A 15,402-nucleotide genomic window follows, 5' to 3' on the forward strand; every position below is an offset into this window, starting at 1 on the left:
ATAGCAAAATGTTATTATTTGTTTTCTTCCCATGGTACAGCATAATCACATTCTGGATTAGGACATGCTTTTTGTTCACCGTCTTTTTTAGTTGTTTTATGTAGAAGTATTGGTGATTTGCATTTTGGACATTCTTCTTTTATTGGAGGATACCAGTAAGCATTTTTACATTTAGGGAAACCAGAACAAGCATAAAAGACTTTGCCTTTACGAGATTTTTTCTCAACAATATTATTTTTATTGCATTTTGGACACACTACGCCTGTATCTTTTGGCTTCTCAAGTGGCTCCATGTGCTTACAAGTTGGATAGTTTGAGCAACCAATAAATTTACCATAACGTCCTTGCTTGATATGTAAATCTGATCCGCACTCTGGGCACTTTCTATCTTCGACAACAGTAGGTTCTTCTTTTTCTATTTCTTTGCCGTCACTGTCGACACGACGAGTATATTTACAGGTTGGGTAGTTTGTACAGCCTATAAATCTACCATTTTTGCCTAAGCGAGATGATAGTTTGCTACCACATTCAGGACAGTCTTCATCAAGCTCTTCTTGGACTACATCTTTACGAGATACATCTTCAGCAATTTTGTTAATTCTCTCAATGAAAGGTTTCCAGAAGCTGTTTAATACGGTAAGGTAATCATTTTTATGATGCGCAATTTCATCTAATTCTTTTTCTAAGCCAGCAGTATAAGAGTATTCAACATATTTTTTAAAATATTCTGTTAAAAATTTATTTACGACACGACCTTTATCGGTAGGTATGAAACGACGTTTTTCAACTTCAACATAGTCTCTTTGTTGGAGTGTTGAGATTATAGTCGCATAAGTCGAAGGTCTACCAATCCCATACTTCTCTAAGGCTTTGACTAGAGATGCTTCAGTGTATCGAGGTGGAGGTTCAGTTGAATGAGCTTTGGTTATAATATCTTTAAGAGGAACTTTTTCACCTTTTTCAAATTTTGGTAAAGTTTGTTCATCATTAGACTCTTTTTCATCTTCATCTTTTTCGACATTGTAGATTTTTAAGAATCCTGCATCGACAATTACGGTACCAGTTACTCTAAACTTGTGTTTTTCATTTTCTGTGATTAAATCAACAGATGTGCTATTCAATGTTGCGTGCTTCATCTGACAAGCAATTGTTCTGTTATATATTAGGCTATATAACTTAAATTCATCAGCAGTCAAATAAGGTTTCATAGACTCAGGAGTTCTACTAGCAGAAGTTACACGAATTGCTTCGTGAGCCTCTTGAGCATTTTGTGATTTTTTACCAAACACTCTTGGTTTAGATGGCAACATATCCATATTAAACTTAGACTCAATGAAGCTTCTGATATCATTAAGGGCATCATTAGATAAGTTGGTTGAGTCTGTTCTCATATATGAGATAAGACCAACAGATTCGCCATTGCCTAAGTCCATACCTTCATAAAGCTTTTGAGCCGTAGACATTGTTCTCTTTGCAGTGAAGCCTAGCTTTTTTGAAGCTTCCTGTTGCAATGTTGATGTTATAAATGGAGGGTATGGGTTTCTTCTAGTTTTTTTCTCAGTAATACCTTCTACTATCAAAAAACCATTAGCATCTTTTGTGATGGTTGCTTTTGCATTTTCAGCATCTTTTTCTGCTGTGAAAGTGAACTGTTCAACTTTAGTGCCGTCAAACTCAGTCAGATTTGCAAAAATTTGTTTTTGCTTGAATGTATCAGCAGTCAAGCTCCAGTAATCTTTTTTAACGAAATTCTCACGTTCAATTTCACGTTCAACTATCATTCTAAGAGCAGGGCTTTGAACTCTTCCAGCAGATAAACCACTAGTTATTTTACGCCATAGTAGAGGTGAAAGGTTAAATCCTACAAGAAAGTCTAATGCCTGACGAGCTTTTTGAGCATTAACTAAGTCCATAGATAGTTCTTTTGGATTTTCTATAGCATTCGTTACAGCTGATTTTGTGATCTCATTAAATGTAACACGATAAACATTTTTATCCTTCAGTAAACGTGCATTTTTAAGTACTTCTTGTACGTGCCAGGATATGGCCTCTCCTTCTCTATCTGGATCGGTAGCAAGATATATATTTTCTGCATTTTTTGCAGATTTTTTTATTGCATCTAAATGTTTCTTGCTCTTTTCACTTGTTGTAAATTTGATTTTAAAATTATCGTTTACATCAATTGATGTATCTTTAGAGGGTATTTCTCGAACATGACCAAATGAAGCCAAGATATCAAAATCGTTGCCAAGATATTTTTTTATAGTCTTCGTTTTGGCAGGAGACTCAACAATTACTAAATTTTTTGCCATTTTAAACCTTTGAGATAATTTTGTATAAAAAGAGTATTTTTGCGAATACTCGCGAATGAATTAATAAAATATAAGAAAACACTCAGCTTATCAATAGCTAATGTATAAAAGTTGGTTTTATAGCAGGCAAATATAGACTATAATTTCCTAAGTACTCTATATAATAAGTTAATTTATATATTTTAAGGTTTTTTAAAAATGAATCAAAAATGTGCAAAAGTTGTGTCTTTGTTGCAACAAAAAGGTGGCTCGGGAAAAACAACAACGGCAATTAATATTGCGTGCGGTCTAAAAGAGCAAGGCTATAAAGTTGCTATAGTTGATATGGATAAAGATAAACCTGATGCATACATGTGGATGACAAAAAACAATGATGCTGGTGATTTTGTTTATAACCTTGACGAGAAGAATGTAAGAGAAAAGGTTATAGAATTAAAATAAAACTTAGACTTTGTTGTTATTGATACTCCACCTAATTTCCAAACTGCAGCCCTAAAGTCAGCTTTGCTCTCTGACTTGGTGGTTATACCATGTTCTCCAAGTGGAATGGACTTATCAGGTCTGATAGAGGCTAAGGATTTGGCTTTAACAGCTGAAAAGCCATACAAGTTTTTTGCAAATAGAGTGCAGATGCAATCGAATATGGCAAAGAGTTTACTAGAGTTTTTTGAAGAGGATGGAAATTATTTTGAAGCTTATGTATCTCAAAGTGTTAAGTTTATAGAAGCTGAAGCTGAGGGTGTATATGTGGGTGAGTATGCAAAGCAAAGCAAAGTACATATTCAAGTTAAAAAATTAGCTAGAGAAATAGTTGAGTTTTTTGGGGAAGAAAAATAATGGCCAAGAAAGTTTCTTTAATGAATCGTAAAACTAATTCTAAAGTTCATGATGCAGTAGCTCAAGAAAAAAAAGATATTCTCAGAGCTATGCAACTACAAGAGCTTAGTGATCAAGCAAGTAAAGTGGGTCAGCTTTTTGAATTACCTTTGAATCTTGTTAAACCTGATGCTAATCAGCCAAGAAAGACATTCAAAAACATTGATTCTCTTGCGGAAAGTATCCGAGAAAATGGTGTTATTCAGCCAATTATTGTTACTGCTAAAAAAAATGATGGAGCACATCATATCATTGCTGGAGAGAGAAGATATTTAGCAAGTCAAAAAGCGGGATTGACAACTATACCATGTATTGTAAGGCAAGAAGAGTCTGATGCAAGTATTATCTTATTACAGCTTTTAGAAAATGATCAAAGAGAGAATGTATCACCATTTGAAGAAGCAGATGCATTAAGAGATCTGATCGAAAATAAGAATGTCAAAAAATCTGATATAGCTAAGGTTTTAGGTCGAGATAATAGTTGGATATCGATGCGTCTAAAAATAGCTGATGCAGAAGGTAATATCCGTGAATTATCAAATAAAGGTATTATTGAGGATGTAAGGACTCTATATGAGCTTAAAAAGTTCGCAGAAGAAATACCTCAAGGGGCTGAAGAATTTGTAAAGAAAGCTTTAGAAAATAAAATATCAGGCTCGTATCGTAGTGCTATTACTAGATATAGAGATAACTGGAAGCGTAAAGCTGAGGTCCTAGATAGTGAAAAAATTGATGTGATAAATATCAAAAACATCTCTAAGGATGGTAATCTTTTAACTATAAAAGGTGCTCGTGGTGGTTCTAAGAATCATAGCTATACTTTTGAAATGACAGAAGAGTTTAAAAAAATACTATTTGATGCACTAATAAACTAATGTAAATATAAGATGAAAATAGCAATATTACAAACAGATCACATTCCAGAGCATAGACGTGGAGTTGCAGGTGGTAATTATCCTGATATGTTTGCCAATCTTTTTTTTAAGTTATCAGTGGTTGTTGATTTTGATATTTATGATGTGACAATCCAAGAATATCCCGATAATTATGATGAATATGATGGTTTTATTATTACAGGCAGTAAAGCTACAGCTTTTGATAACCTTTCATGGATAGTTAAGCTAAAAACAGAGATAAAGAATCTCTATCAGCAAAACAAAAAAATTATAGGTATCTGTTTTGGACATCAAATTTTGGCTCAAGCCTTAGGCGGTAGAGTCGAGAGAGGGCCTATGGGGTTTGCTGTAGGGGTACGTAATGTTGAAGTTCTTACAAAAAAACCGTGGATGAGTCCATTTCATAATTATTTGAGCCTATTGTTTTATCATCAGGATATGATAGTCGAGTTGCCTGAGGGTGCAGAGCTAATAAGCACAAGTGACTACTGCAAGGTACAGATGTTTTGTATTAATAATCATGTTTTGGGGATACAAGCACACCCTGAGATGCTAAAAGTGCATAATCATGCTCTTATAAAAGAATATCAAGATGATATAAAAAATGAGTTTCATCATGCTTTAGAAAGTTTGAGGATTAGGGATAATAGTTTGATAATAGCCCATTGGATGGCTAATTTTTTTGAGTATAAGGATTAGATATGCAACAAATAGGTAGAATTGTAGTCTTCGGGGACAGCCTTTTAGATAATGGTAATATTATGAAGACACTAGATATACCGGGTAAACCATATCATAATGGAAGATTTTCAAATGGTCTTGTTTCGACTGAGGTACTGGCTGAAATATTGGCTAAAGACCAAAAAACGCAGGAAATTAAGCATAAAAATTATGCTATTGGAGGTGCTCTAACTCATGGAGCCAATCCTTCTTCGCTATTAAAATTTCATTCTTTTTCAGTATCTGATCAGGTTGCTAGGTTTGAGAATGAAGAAGGTCGTTTTGCTAATGATGATTTGGTTATTGTGAATGGTGGAGCAAATAACTTCATGTTTATGGTATATAATGAAATACCATATATAAATTTGATGCCGAAGTTCAGAGTAGCAAGAGATTTGAGTAAAATCGTCCGTAAAGTCATAAAAATGGGAGCTAAAAATATAATCTTGTGGAATATTCCTGATGTGACTAGAGCTCCGGGGTACAAAGAGTATCTTTCTAACTGGGTTGGTAAGTTCTTTAAATCATATTTGAAGACTAATGTGAATTTGCAAAATGGACTATTAAGAAATCGTGTTGCAGATTTACAGATGCTTTTTCCAAATGTTAACCTTAAGCTTTTTGATTTCTTTACCTTATTAAACGATTGTATTGATTCTCCAAGAAAATATGGGTTTGAGAATGTTACTGATGCATGTATTGATAGCTATGGAGGTGCAGATTCTTTAGGTAATATCCAGTATGATATAGATATACTTGGTGATCCTGAAAAATACTTGTGTTGGGATTATTGTCATCCAACAGCAAAAGCTAATAAGGTAGTTGCTAATAGGATGCTAGAGTTATGGAAGCATGATATTTAGATTTAATAATAGAATCTCTTAAACCCTTTTGTGAATTCAGTTAAATGCTTATGCAAGATACTTTAACTACTGATTTTGATCCGGAAAACTATCCAAATGCTTTAATTGTAGGAAAATCTCAAGTTAAAGACTGTGATGAGGAGTCTGAATATCATAGTCATTCTAAAGCTCAATTAATATTGCCAACTAAGGGGCTTATTCAGTCAAATGTCGAGGCTAATATTTGGGCAGTACCTTTGGGCAGTGCATTATGGATTCCTAGTTATGTTTATCATAGTAATTTAATCACAAAAGGTGGTGAAGTGTGTATGGCTTTCGTAGATAAGTCAATGCTTGCTAATATGCCGAAGAAAGCTTGTGTGCTATACATATCTCCTCTAATAAAAGAGTTGATTCTATACTTATCACAACAAAGAGTTTTAGACCAATTGAATTATGAAAATCAAAAAATAGCTAGTGTTTTAGTTGACCAATTATCAAAAATGTTACCAACATTTTATAATTTTTCTTTACCTTCAGAAAAGATTTTACAAGAAGTAGCTCTTCAATGGCTCAGTAAACCAACAAAATATAAATATATATCTGATATGGCTTATGAATGTTCTGTTAGTAGTAAGACTTTGGCAAGGAAAATCAAAAAAAATATAGGGATGAATTTTAGTGATTGGAAAAAACAATTGCATATTGTTGTAGCGCTACAAAAATTATATGAAGGTTATTCAGTAAATTGGGTTTCTGAGTACTTAGGGTATGAATCGACGAGTACTTTTGTTACTTTCTTTAAGAGGATTTTTAAATGTTCTCCTAAAAGGTATGTTAAAGACTATTGTCAGAGTAATTTTTAAATATCATCAACGCTTATTTTTTCAGGATTTGCAACAAAAAGTGAAAAAATAACCATAATAACCGTTACACAAAGACAAATAATAAGAGGTAACCTCCAGCTAGAAGTTATTTGATGGAATGTCCCAGTTATAATAGGACCTAAAGCGGCTAATATATAGGCTATTGATTGAGATTTACCAGAAAGGACAGCAGCTAGTTGTGTATTACTAGTTCTGATGCCTATCAATATTAAGCTGACCATAAATGCACCACCAATTCCTACTCCTAGCATTATAATTGCAATAAAAGTAAATACATTAAGTAAAAGCAATAAAGTTCCTAAAAAATTACATAATGCAAATACTAATGTAAGAATATTTTTGTTTTTTAATATTCTCATAAGAGGAGTTATCATCAATACAGGAAGGCTTGATGATATTTGAAATAACCCTGCTAAATAACCAGCATTCTGAATAGAGTATCCTTTGCTTTCTAGAATGGAAGGAATCCATGTGGAAAGAGTGTACATAAGTATACCGCTACATGATAAGAATATACTTATTTGCCATGCGATCTTAGATTTCCAGATGTGGCTATGGAGATTTGTGGAGTTATTATTTTTTGGTAATAGGGTTTTATTCTTAAGCTGAGGTAGCCATATAATTAAAGTTATTATACCAAGTATAGCAACACTTGATAGTGCTAGTGTTAAGCCAGAATTGTCTGAGTAAGAGAGTCTTTGTGCTAGATGCATGATCGGTATCATTAAACTAATAGTTAGCCAAGATCCTAGACCCATCATTAATCCATACACGGATATCATAATGGGTATATTGTTTGGAAATTTTTTCTTTATAAAAACTGGGATAAGAACATTAGATATGGTGATACCAATACCGATAATGATGGTACCTAAAAATATTGAATATATATTAATATGAGAGCGTATTAATATACCAAGAGTTATCAATATTATAGATACTATTAAGCTTGTTTCCAACGAGAGTTTTTTTGTAAAAGAAAAAATAAATACAGATAATGTTGCAAAAATTAGTAATGGTAGGCTAACTAATAGTCCGGCGGTTACTGGAGAAATATTAATTGTATTTACAATATTTGTAAGTAGTGGTGATACTGATGTAATAGGGGCTCTTAAAATAGAGGCTATTAGAACAATTCCAATAAAGCAAATAAATAACTGTTTAGTATTTTTCATTTAATTATATTGATATGTTTTGGTACTTATATCTCATGATATTTATTTTTTTAGGAGGGACTATTTATTTGGTTTAGAGGACATTTCAGCTGTGAAGAATCATCTTAATAAAATATCTACCCTTTAAATCCGTCAGCCACTATATAGAATTCTCTAGATTTGGGTCTTGATGATTTAGGTTTGAACTGTACAACTTTGTTAAAAGATTCTCTCACTAGTTTAATATACTCATCACTACCTTGACCTTGAAATACTTTTGCAACAAATGAGCCGTTTTTGTTGAGATTAGTATTGGCAAAGTCTAAGGCCAGCTCAAGGAGGTGGATAGATCTAGCTTGATCAGAAGTTTTGTTACCACTAAGATTAGGAGACATATCAGATATTACACAGTCAATTTTTCTATTATTGATGAGTTGAATTAGTTTATCGTAAGTTTCATCACTTGAAAAATCACCTTGAATAAATTCTACTCCAGCAATTGGAGTCATATCAAGCAAATCTAAAGCAATAAGTTTACCTTTATTCCCTATGTATTTTATTACTTGCTCTGACCAGCCTCCTGGAGCAGCTCCAAGATCAACTATAAACATATTCTGTTTAAATAAATTGTATTTATCTTGTATTTCAAGGATTTTAAAACTTGCTCGACTACGATAGCCAAGTTTATTAGCTTGAGCTACATAGTAATCAGAAGTATGCTCTTGAATCCATTTTTTAGTAGTAGAACCTTTAGACATGGTTATCTTAGAATTTTTTCTTTATATTGTATGGATATTTTGTACATAAATAAAGCATGCTGATGATATTGTTTTTGTGTATATCAAAAGCTTATAAAATAGCTGTTTTAGAGTTATAATTAATCTATTGGGATTCTCGTGTTTTGAGTTTGAAATGTATAAAAGAATATTTGTGCTGAGTTTAGTGGGTTTGTCTATGGCTTCTTGTACTATAAAAGAAGATATTCAGGACAATATTGATCACTATGATAAGTTAACAAGGTATAGTAAAGCTAGAGAAGTTAGTTATAGTAAGCATACAAATGATATCGATGGAGCTAGATTTTTAGTGGCGAACTATCCAGATCAAGTTATTCGTCTGGATGGAAAGGATTTTAATGATAGGTATAAGAAGTTGATTGAGTATCTTAAAGATAACGGTTATACAATCATGATTAATGAGAAGTTACCTCAAACGGCTACTATTATCGCGGAACTTAATAAGCCTCTTCCTGATATGAAGTATATGGGGGTTATTATGGAACAGGATTCAAAAATGGGCCAAACTGTATATAGTATTTCTTACGGAGGTAATGAGTTTAAAGCTAGGCAGTTCTATACTGACTATAAGAAAACACTATGATTTTTTGGTAAATAACGAAGCAAGTATCAGAAGTATTACGCCACAGGTTATTGCTGAATCAGCTATATTAAAAGATGGCCAGTGATAATTACCGATATGAAAATCTAAGAAGTCGATGACATAACCTTGAAAAGCTCTATCATAGAAGTTACCTAGAGCTCCTCCTAATATAAGTGAGAATGAGATTAGGTTAAGTCTTGCACTAGTTGGTTGTTTGATTATCAAATATACAAGCACAATTGCAGCAATTAATGAAATAGTGGCAAACATAATCATTTGCCATGATGTTTGATCATTGCTTAGTAAGCTGAATGCAGCTCCATGGTTGTATAATAAAGTAAAATTAAAGAAGCTAGTCACTTTTACAGGTTGTGCAAATTCTAATTGTGTATTAGCCAAATATTTTGTGTATAAATCAGCAATTATAATAGCAATTGCTATTATAAAATATTTAAGCTTATATTTAAGCGAACTCACGTGATTCTCCGTCTTCAGTAGTAATATTTTCAATACAGCGACTACAGATATCTTGATATTCTTGATTTTGACCTACAGTGGCACTACGGTGCCAACACCTTTCACATTTAGGTTCTTCAATCTTATTAACTTCAACATTTAGGCCTGTGATATTTGATTCAATAGAGTTATTTGTTCTTTCCTCAATAGCTCTCAGACTCGCTTTTGATGATATCAGTAAAAATCTAAGCTCATTACCAAGCTTCTCTAAAAGTTTATAATTATCATTATCTGCATAGATGATAATTTCTGCTTCTAATGATGCTTTAATTACATCTTCATTTCTTTTAATCTCAAGTATTCTATTAACTTCTGAGCGTATTTCTTGAATTTTTGCCCAGAATTCTAGATTTAACTCATCTTGGTTATTAAATGATTTTAGATCAGTATACCACTCACAAAGTTGAATAGGTAGGTCAGTAGTCTTTGGAGTAGCCTCCCAAATTTCATCAGCTGTATATGAAAGTATAGGAGACATCCATCTTACTAGAGCATGTACTATATGATATATGGCAGTTTGGGCTGATTTACGTGGATGGCCATCTGCTTTTGCAGTGTATTGTCTATCTTTGATGATATCTAGATAGAAGCTACCCATTTCAATAGAGCAGAAGTGATGAATCAACTGGGCTACAGTATGAGTTTGATATTTGTCGTAAGCTTCAGTTATTTTGTCCTGGAATTCTTTTGTTTTGGCTATTGCCCACTGATCTAACTTGACTAGTTTGTCAAACTCAATAATATCTGTTTCTGGATTAAAGCCTTCTAAGTTTGATAATAAGAATCTAGCAGTATTGCGTAATCTACGATAAGTGTCAGCAGTTCTTTTTAGAATCTGATCGGAAACAGCCATTTCGCTCTTGTAATCAGTAGATGCTGTCCATAGACGAAGTATATCTGCACCTAGAGTGTTGTAAATATCTTGAGGTGAAGTTACATTGCCTAGAGACTTGGACATTTTGCGTCCATGTTCATCAACTACAAAACCATGAGTGAAAACTTCTTTATATGGTTGGCTACCTTTAGCAGACATAGCTACTAATAGAGATGTTTGGAACCAGCCACGATGTTGATCAGAACCTTCTAAATATAAATCAGCCGGGTAGCTTAAACTTTTGTCTATATCTAAAATGCACATACTTGATGAGCCAGAGTCAAACCATACATCCAAAGTATCTTTTACGCGCTTGTATGTATCTGTTTCAGATATGAATTCACTATCGTCTGCATTAAACCACGCTTCAATACCACCTGCTTCTATCTTTTGAGCTACTTTGTCAAGTATTTCGATAGTGTTAGGGTGTAATTCTTCAGTATCTTTGTGAATAAATAGAGGTAATGGTACACCCCAAGTTCTTTGACGAGATATACACCAATCTGGTCTATCTTTAATCATACCCTCTATACGGGCTTGTCCCCAGCTAGGAGCCCAGCTAGTTTCTTTGATTGCCTCAATAGCTTTTTCACGCAAACCTTCTTTTTCCATACTAACGAACCATTGAGGTGTGGCTCTAAATATCAAAGGAGTCTTATGACGCCAGCAATGAGGATAGCTATGTTTAATTTTGTCAAAATTCATTAAGCGCTTCTTTTCACCTAAGAGCTCAATGATTCTGTCGTTGGCCTTAAAGACAAATTCTCCGGCAAAGAGCTTAGTATTTTCACTATAACAACCGTTGCCTTTTACAAAAATTTCCATAGATAAATCATGTTGTACGCCTAATGCAAAATCCTCGACACCGTGAGTTGGAGCTGTGTGAACCATACCTGTACCAGAATCATCTGTTACATGGTCTCCGTGTAAAATTGGTACATGACGACTATAGAAAGGGTGTTCTGCTATGATTCCTGTTAGCTTGTTGCCGTTTGTATTAGCTATAACCTGAGCATTTTCGATTGCATACCTCTTGATAGTCTGCTCAACAAGGTTCTCAGCTAGTATGATGTATGAGTCTTCAACTTTGATTAGACTATAGTTAAGTTCGTTGTGAACAGCTATGGCTTGGTTCGCTGGTAACGTCCATGGAGTGGTTGTCCAAATAACTGCAAAAGCATCATGATTTAGTGACTCAAGACCAAAGGCTTTAGCAAGCTTCGCTTTGTCTTTAATTTTGAACTTTACATCAATGGCTGGAGAAACTTTGTCCATGTATTCTACTTCTGCTTCTGCAAGTGCTGATCCACAGTCAGTGCACCAATGTACAGGCTTAAAACCTTTACTTAAATGACCATTTTCAATAATCTTTGCTAATGTTCTAATCATGTTGGCTTCATAATTAAAGTCCATAGTCAGGTAGGGGTTATCCCACTCACCTAATACACCTAATCTCTTGAAATCTTTCTTTTGTATTTCCACTTGTTTTTTTGCATATTTACGACATTCTTTTCTAAATGCATTTTCAGATATTTTTTGTCCGGCTTTACCGTGCTTTTTCTCTACTTGTAGCTCTATGGGCAGGCCGTGACAATCCCATGTTGGGATATAAGGGGCATCATACCCACTTAGTGTTTTTGATTTGACAATTATATCTTTCAGAATCTTATTAACAGCATGTCCAACGTGTATACTTCCATTAGCGTATGGAGGACCATCATGTAATACAAACTTATCTCGACCAGCAAAATGTTCTCTGATTTTTCTGTAAATACCTTGTTTTTCCCACTTGTTAAGAATCATAGGTTCTTTATTTGCCAGGTTGCCTTTCATTGAGAAAGAGGTTTTTGGAAGGTTTAAGGTGTCTTTGTAGTCACTCATGAGGGTTCCTTAGATATTTATAAATAGTTTATATTCTGAAATTAAAATTACTTAAGCTGAGATTATAAAGTACAAAGGTTATTATGTTAATACTCTTTATAATGTAGTTATTAATTTTTTTGCAGTTTCTGTATCTTTAGAAATCTGAGCTTTAAGTTCATCAAACGAGTTAAATTTTTTTTCTGGTCTAATAAAGTCAATAATTTCAGTAGTTATGTGTTTGCCGTAAATATATTCATTAAAGTTGAATATGTGTGTTTCTAGAAGATTGTTTTTACCATCGATAGTAGGTCGAGTGCCAGCATTTGTAACTCCATAGAATATTTCGTTACCAATGTGAACCTTTGATAAATATACTCCTTTTAATGCTGAATTTTTGAGTAGCTTCTGATTTACTGTGTGAAACCCGATTTTTCTACCGTTTTTTTGTCCGTGTAAAACTCTCGAATTAATCTTTAGTGAACTTCCAAGTAATTTATTTGCATGTTTGATATTGTGCTCGGCAATAGACTGTCGAATTTGGCTACTGCTTATACGGTGATTATCAAGATTAAGTGTAGAAATTCTATCAACTGTAAATTTGTGAGTCAGGGAGTATTGTTTTAATAGTTCATAGTCGCCGGTTCGGTTTTTGCCAAATTTGAAATCATCGCCAACTATTATATGTTTTGTATTTAGCTTTTTAACAAGAAATTCCTCAATAAAGTCTTTTGCTTCTATATTTGCAAATTTTTCATTGAATTTTTGGCAGATTATATATTCGACTCCTAACTTACTGAGATTGATAATCTTATTCCTAAAATCATATATTCTCGAAGGCGCAATTTCTTTGAGAAAGAACTCTTTAGGTAAAGGTTCAAAAAACATAATACAAGGTACTAGGTTGTTCTCCTTAGCTATATTGATAAGCTTTTTTATGATTGCTTGGTGTCCTAGATGAACACCGTCAAATGAGCCTATAGCTACAGCTTTGGCTGAAGAATTATTAGTTTTGGTTAAGTTTGTAATAATTTTCATTATAAAAAAGAAGGTTTAAAGCTATTTTATTTAGGAGTATAATAGCCTATAGTATTCATTTTTTGTTGAAAAAAAGCAACTACTGATAGATACTTATCTGTTAGATGTTTAGGTTATCGTATAACACAAATTATTATTGAGTGGTTTAAATCATGGCACGTGAGAAAAGAATTAGAAAATTAAGGAATAAGATTGGTAAGGTTTTTGCGATTGAGACAAATCTTACTGGTAGGCAATTATTAAATAATCGTGTTTTAAATAAAGATGTTGCTTTTAGCCAAGAGGAAAGAATTGCATTTGATTTAATCGGTTATCTTCCTGAGAAAGTTAAAAGTTTGGACGAGCAAGCTGCTAGAGTTAAAAGGCAGCTTGATCAAAAGCCAAATGCTCTTGAGAAATATGTATTTTTGAATAGGTTGCATGATTTAAATACAACTCTTTTTTATCATTTTGTCCGCGAAAATATCGAAGACATAATGCCAGTTATATACACGCCTACAGTTGGTGAAGCAGTTCAAAAATATAGTAGCTCATTTAGAAAACAGAGCGGACTTTTCTTATCTATAAGCCACAAAAAACATATTGCTAAGATCTTAGAAAGATACGAGTATAACAGTATTGACTTAGTTCTTGTAACAGATGGTGAAGCTGTTCTTGGTATTGGCGATCAAGGTATTGGTGGTATGAATATTAGTATCGGTAAGATTATGGTTTATGTTGCCGCTAGCGGTATAGATCCAGCGAGAGTTTTACCAGTTCAGTTGGATATGGGTACTAATAACGATCAGTTGCTAAGTGCACCTGGCTATCTTGGTATACGCCTACCAAGGGTTTCAGGTGAGACTTATGATGAATTTATTGAAGAATTTGTGAGTCAGGTTAAGACAAGGTTTCCTAATGTGTTTTTGCACTGGGAAGATCTGGGTCGTGATAATGCTACACGTATCCTTGAGAAATATAAGGATAAGCTATGTACATTTAATGATGACATAGAAGGTACCGGTATTGTGGCAGCAGCTAACTGTATAGCCGCTGTCAAGACTGCTAGTGCAAAAAGGATAGAGGTGGGAGAGTTGACTCCCGAAGAAGCTATAAGTGGTATATGTGATATTAGAATAGTTATCTATGGTGCTGGAAGTGCAGGATGTGGTATTGCAAGACAGCTTGCAGATGTAATATCAGATAGAGCGGGTGTATCTATTGAAGAAGCTATGAAGAGTATCTATTTGGTTGATAGATATGGTTTGGTATGCGATAAGTTAAGAGCGAAAAGAATTACACCTGAACAGAAGCCTTTTGTTAAATTTAGTGATGAGATTGATACCTGGAAAGTCGAAGATCCAAGTTATATAACATTAGAAGAAGCTGTCAAAAATACAAAATGTGATATTTTAATTGGAACCTCAGGTCAGCCAGGATCATTTAATGAGGAAATCATTAAAACAATGGCTAAAAATAATAATTATCCTATTATTATGCCTTTATCTAATCCAACTTCGCTATGTGAAGCATTACCTGAAGATATTATTAAGTGGACAGAAGGTAGGGCGCTGATAGCCGCAGGTAGTCCATTCCCAGATGTGACATATAATGGCTGTAAATATAGAATTTCTCAGGGTAATAATGCCTTTATATTTCCTGGTTTGGGTCTCGGTTCAGTTGCAGTGCATGCAAAAATTCTTACAAAAGGTATGATTAGAGCTGCTTGTTATAGGTTGAGTGAATTATCGCCGATGGTAACCAACGAAGATATAACACAGCCATTGCTTGCTAAAATATCTGATTTGGTTGAAGTAACAAAAGAGATAACTAAAGCAGTAGCTAAGCAAGCTATTTTGGAAAATGTTCATGGTGTAGACGTTGATTTGGAAGATCTTACAGAGGAAGAGCTTGATAGCGAGATAGAAAGATTAATTAATTTATCGTCTTGGACACCAACTTACGCCCCTTACATGCCTATCTAAAATTAATAAATCTTATCTTATATTGATGCATAAAATTTGTTGAAACCAACCATAAAATTATGCTAGACTCAAAAAGATTTTTC

Annotated in this window: 12 protein-coding genes and 1 pseudogene; 7 read left to right on the plus strand and 6 right to left on the minus strand. The window is 33.7% G+C overall.

All coding sequences use genetic code 11. The features are described from left to right. Positions 1 to 14 precede the first annotated feature (14 nt). On the minus strand, positions 15 to 2,312 hold the full coding sequence (topA, locus tag F3D59_RS02450; protein WP_150463650.1) for a type I DNA topoisomerase: 2,298 nt from the start codon (positions 2,310 to 2,312) through the stop codon (positions 15 to 17). 198 nt (positions 2,313 to 2,510) lie between these two features. Between topA and F3D59_RS02455 the strand changes: the two are divergent. The 5 genes and pseudogenes from F3D59_RS02455 (at position 2,511) to F3D59_RS02475 (ending at position 6,512) form a co-directional block, all read left to right on the plus strand. Beyond that, positions 2,511 to 3,149, plus strand: a pseudogene (locus F3D59_RS02455) (AAA family ATPase). Further along, positions 3,149 to 4,063, plus strand: a complete 915-nt coding sequence (locus tag F3D59_RS02460; RefSeq protein WP_150463651.1) for a ParB/RepB/Spo0J family partition protein — start codon at positions 3,149 to 3,151, stop codon at positions 4,061 to 4,063. Before F3D59_RS02455 ends, F3D59_RS02460 begins: the two are co-directional and overlap by 1 nt. 12 nt (positions 4,064 to 4,075) lie before the next feature. Then, on the plus strand, positions 4,076 to 4,783 hold the full coding sequence (locus tag F3D59_RS02465; RefSeq protein WP_013922225.1) for a glutamine amidotransferase-related protein: 708 nt from the start codon (positions 4,076 to 4,078) through the stop codon (positions 4,781 to 4,783). 2 nt (positions 4,784 to 4,785) lie between these two features. Continuing rightward, on the plus strand, positions 4,786 to 5,667 hold the full coding sequence (locus F3D59_RS02470) for an SGNH/GDSL hydrolase family protein (protein WP_150463652.1): 882 nt from the start codon (positions 4,786 to 4,788) through the stop codon (positions 5,665 to 5,667). Positions 5,668 to 5,711: 44 nt separating this feature from the next. After that, positions 5,712 to 6,512, plus strand: coding sequence for an AraC family transcriptional regulator (locus tag F3D59_RS02475; protein WP_224721133.1), 801 nt, complete (start codon positions 5,712 to 5,714; stop codon positions 6,510 to 6,512). Here the strand turns inward: F3D59_RS02475 and F3D59_RS02480 are convergent. Together F3D59_RS02480 and F3D59_RS02485 are read right to left on the minus strand one after the other, a co-directional pair. Then, positions 6,509 to 7,708, minus strand: coding sequence for an MFS transporter (locus F3D59_RS02480; protein WP_150463653.1), 1,200 nt, complete (start codon positions 7,706 to 7,708; stop codon positions 6,509 to 6,511). The genes F3D59_RS02475 and F3D59_RS02480 overlap by 4 nt on opposite strands. Positions 7,709 to 7,824: 116 nt before the next feature. Further along, complete coding sequence (locus F3D59_RS02485) at positions 7,825 to 8,445, minus strand: RlmE family RNA methyltransferase (protein ID WP_150463654.1); 621 nt, start codon at positions 8,443 to 8,445, stop codon at positions 7,825 to 7,827. Between the two features lie 154 nt (positions 8,446 to 8,599). Between F3D59_RS02485 and F3D59_RS02490 the strand changes: the two genes are divergently transcribed. Beyond that, positions 8,600 to 9,067 (plus strand): hypothetical protein, encoded by a 468-nt coding sequence (locus tag F3D59_RS02490; RefSeq protein WP_041263596.1) that lies wholly within the window; start codon positions 8,600 to 8,602, stop codon positions 9,065 to 9,067. Here F3D59_RS02490 and lspA read toward each other — a convergent pair. From lspA to ribF, 3 genes are all read right to left on the minus strand, one after another. Next, entirely contained in the window at positions 9,062 to 9,544 is a 483-nt protein-coding gene (gene lspA / locus F3D59_RS02495) for a signal peptidase II (protein ID WP_150463655.1), read from the minus strand. The two genes, F3D59_RS02490 and lspA, sit on opposite strands and share 6 nt — an antisense overlap. Further along, positions 9,531 to 12,338 carry an isoleucine--tRNA ligase gene (gene ileS / locus F3D59_RS02500; protein WP_150463656.1) on the minus strand — a complete coding sequence of 936 codons (2,808 nt, stop codon included), beginning with the start codon at positions 12,336 to 12,338 and terminating at the stop codon, positions 9,531 to 9,533. Before ileS ends, lspA begins: the two co-directional genes overlap by 14 nt. Positions 12,339 to 12,434: 96 nt before the next feature. Next, positions 12,435 to 13,355, minus strand: a complete 921-nt coding sequence (gene ribF, locus F3D59_RS02505) for a bifunctional riboflavin kinase/FAD synthetase (protein WP_150463657.1) — start codon at positions 13,353 to 13,355, stop codon at positions 12,435 to 12,437. A 149-nt stretch (positions 13,356 to 13,504) separates the two neighbouring features. Between ribF and F3D59_RS02510 the strand changes: the two genes are divergently transcribed. Continuing rightward, complete coding sequence (locus tag F3D59_RS02510; protein WP_150463658.1) at positions 13,505 to 15,319, plus strand: NAD-dependent malic enzyme; 1,815 nt, start codon at positions 13,505 to 13,507, stop codon at positions 15,317 to 15,319. The last annotated feature ends 83 nt before the right edge of the window (positions 15,320 to 15,402 follow it).

The sequence above is a fragment of the Francisella sp. XLW-1 genome (assembly GCF_008711455.1).
Classification (GTDB): Bacteria; Pseudomonadota; Gammaproteobacteria; order Francisellales; family Francisellaceae; genus Francisella; species Francisella salimarina.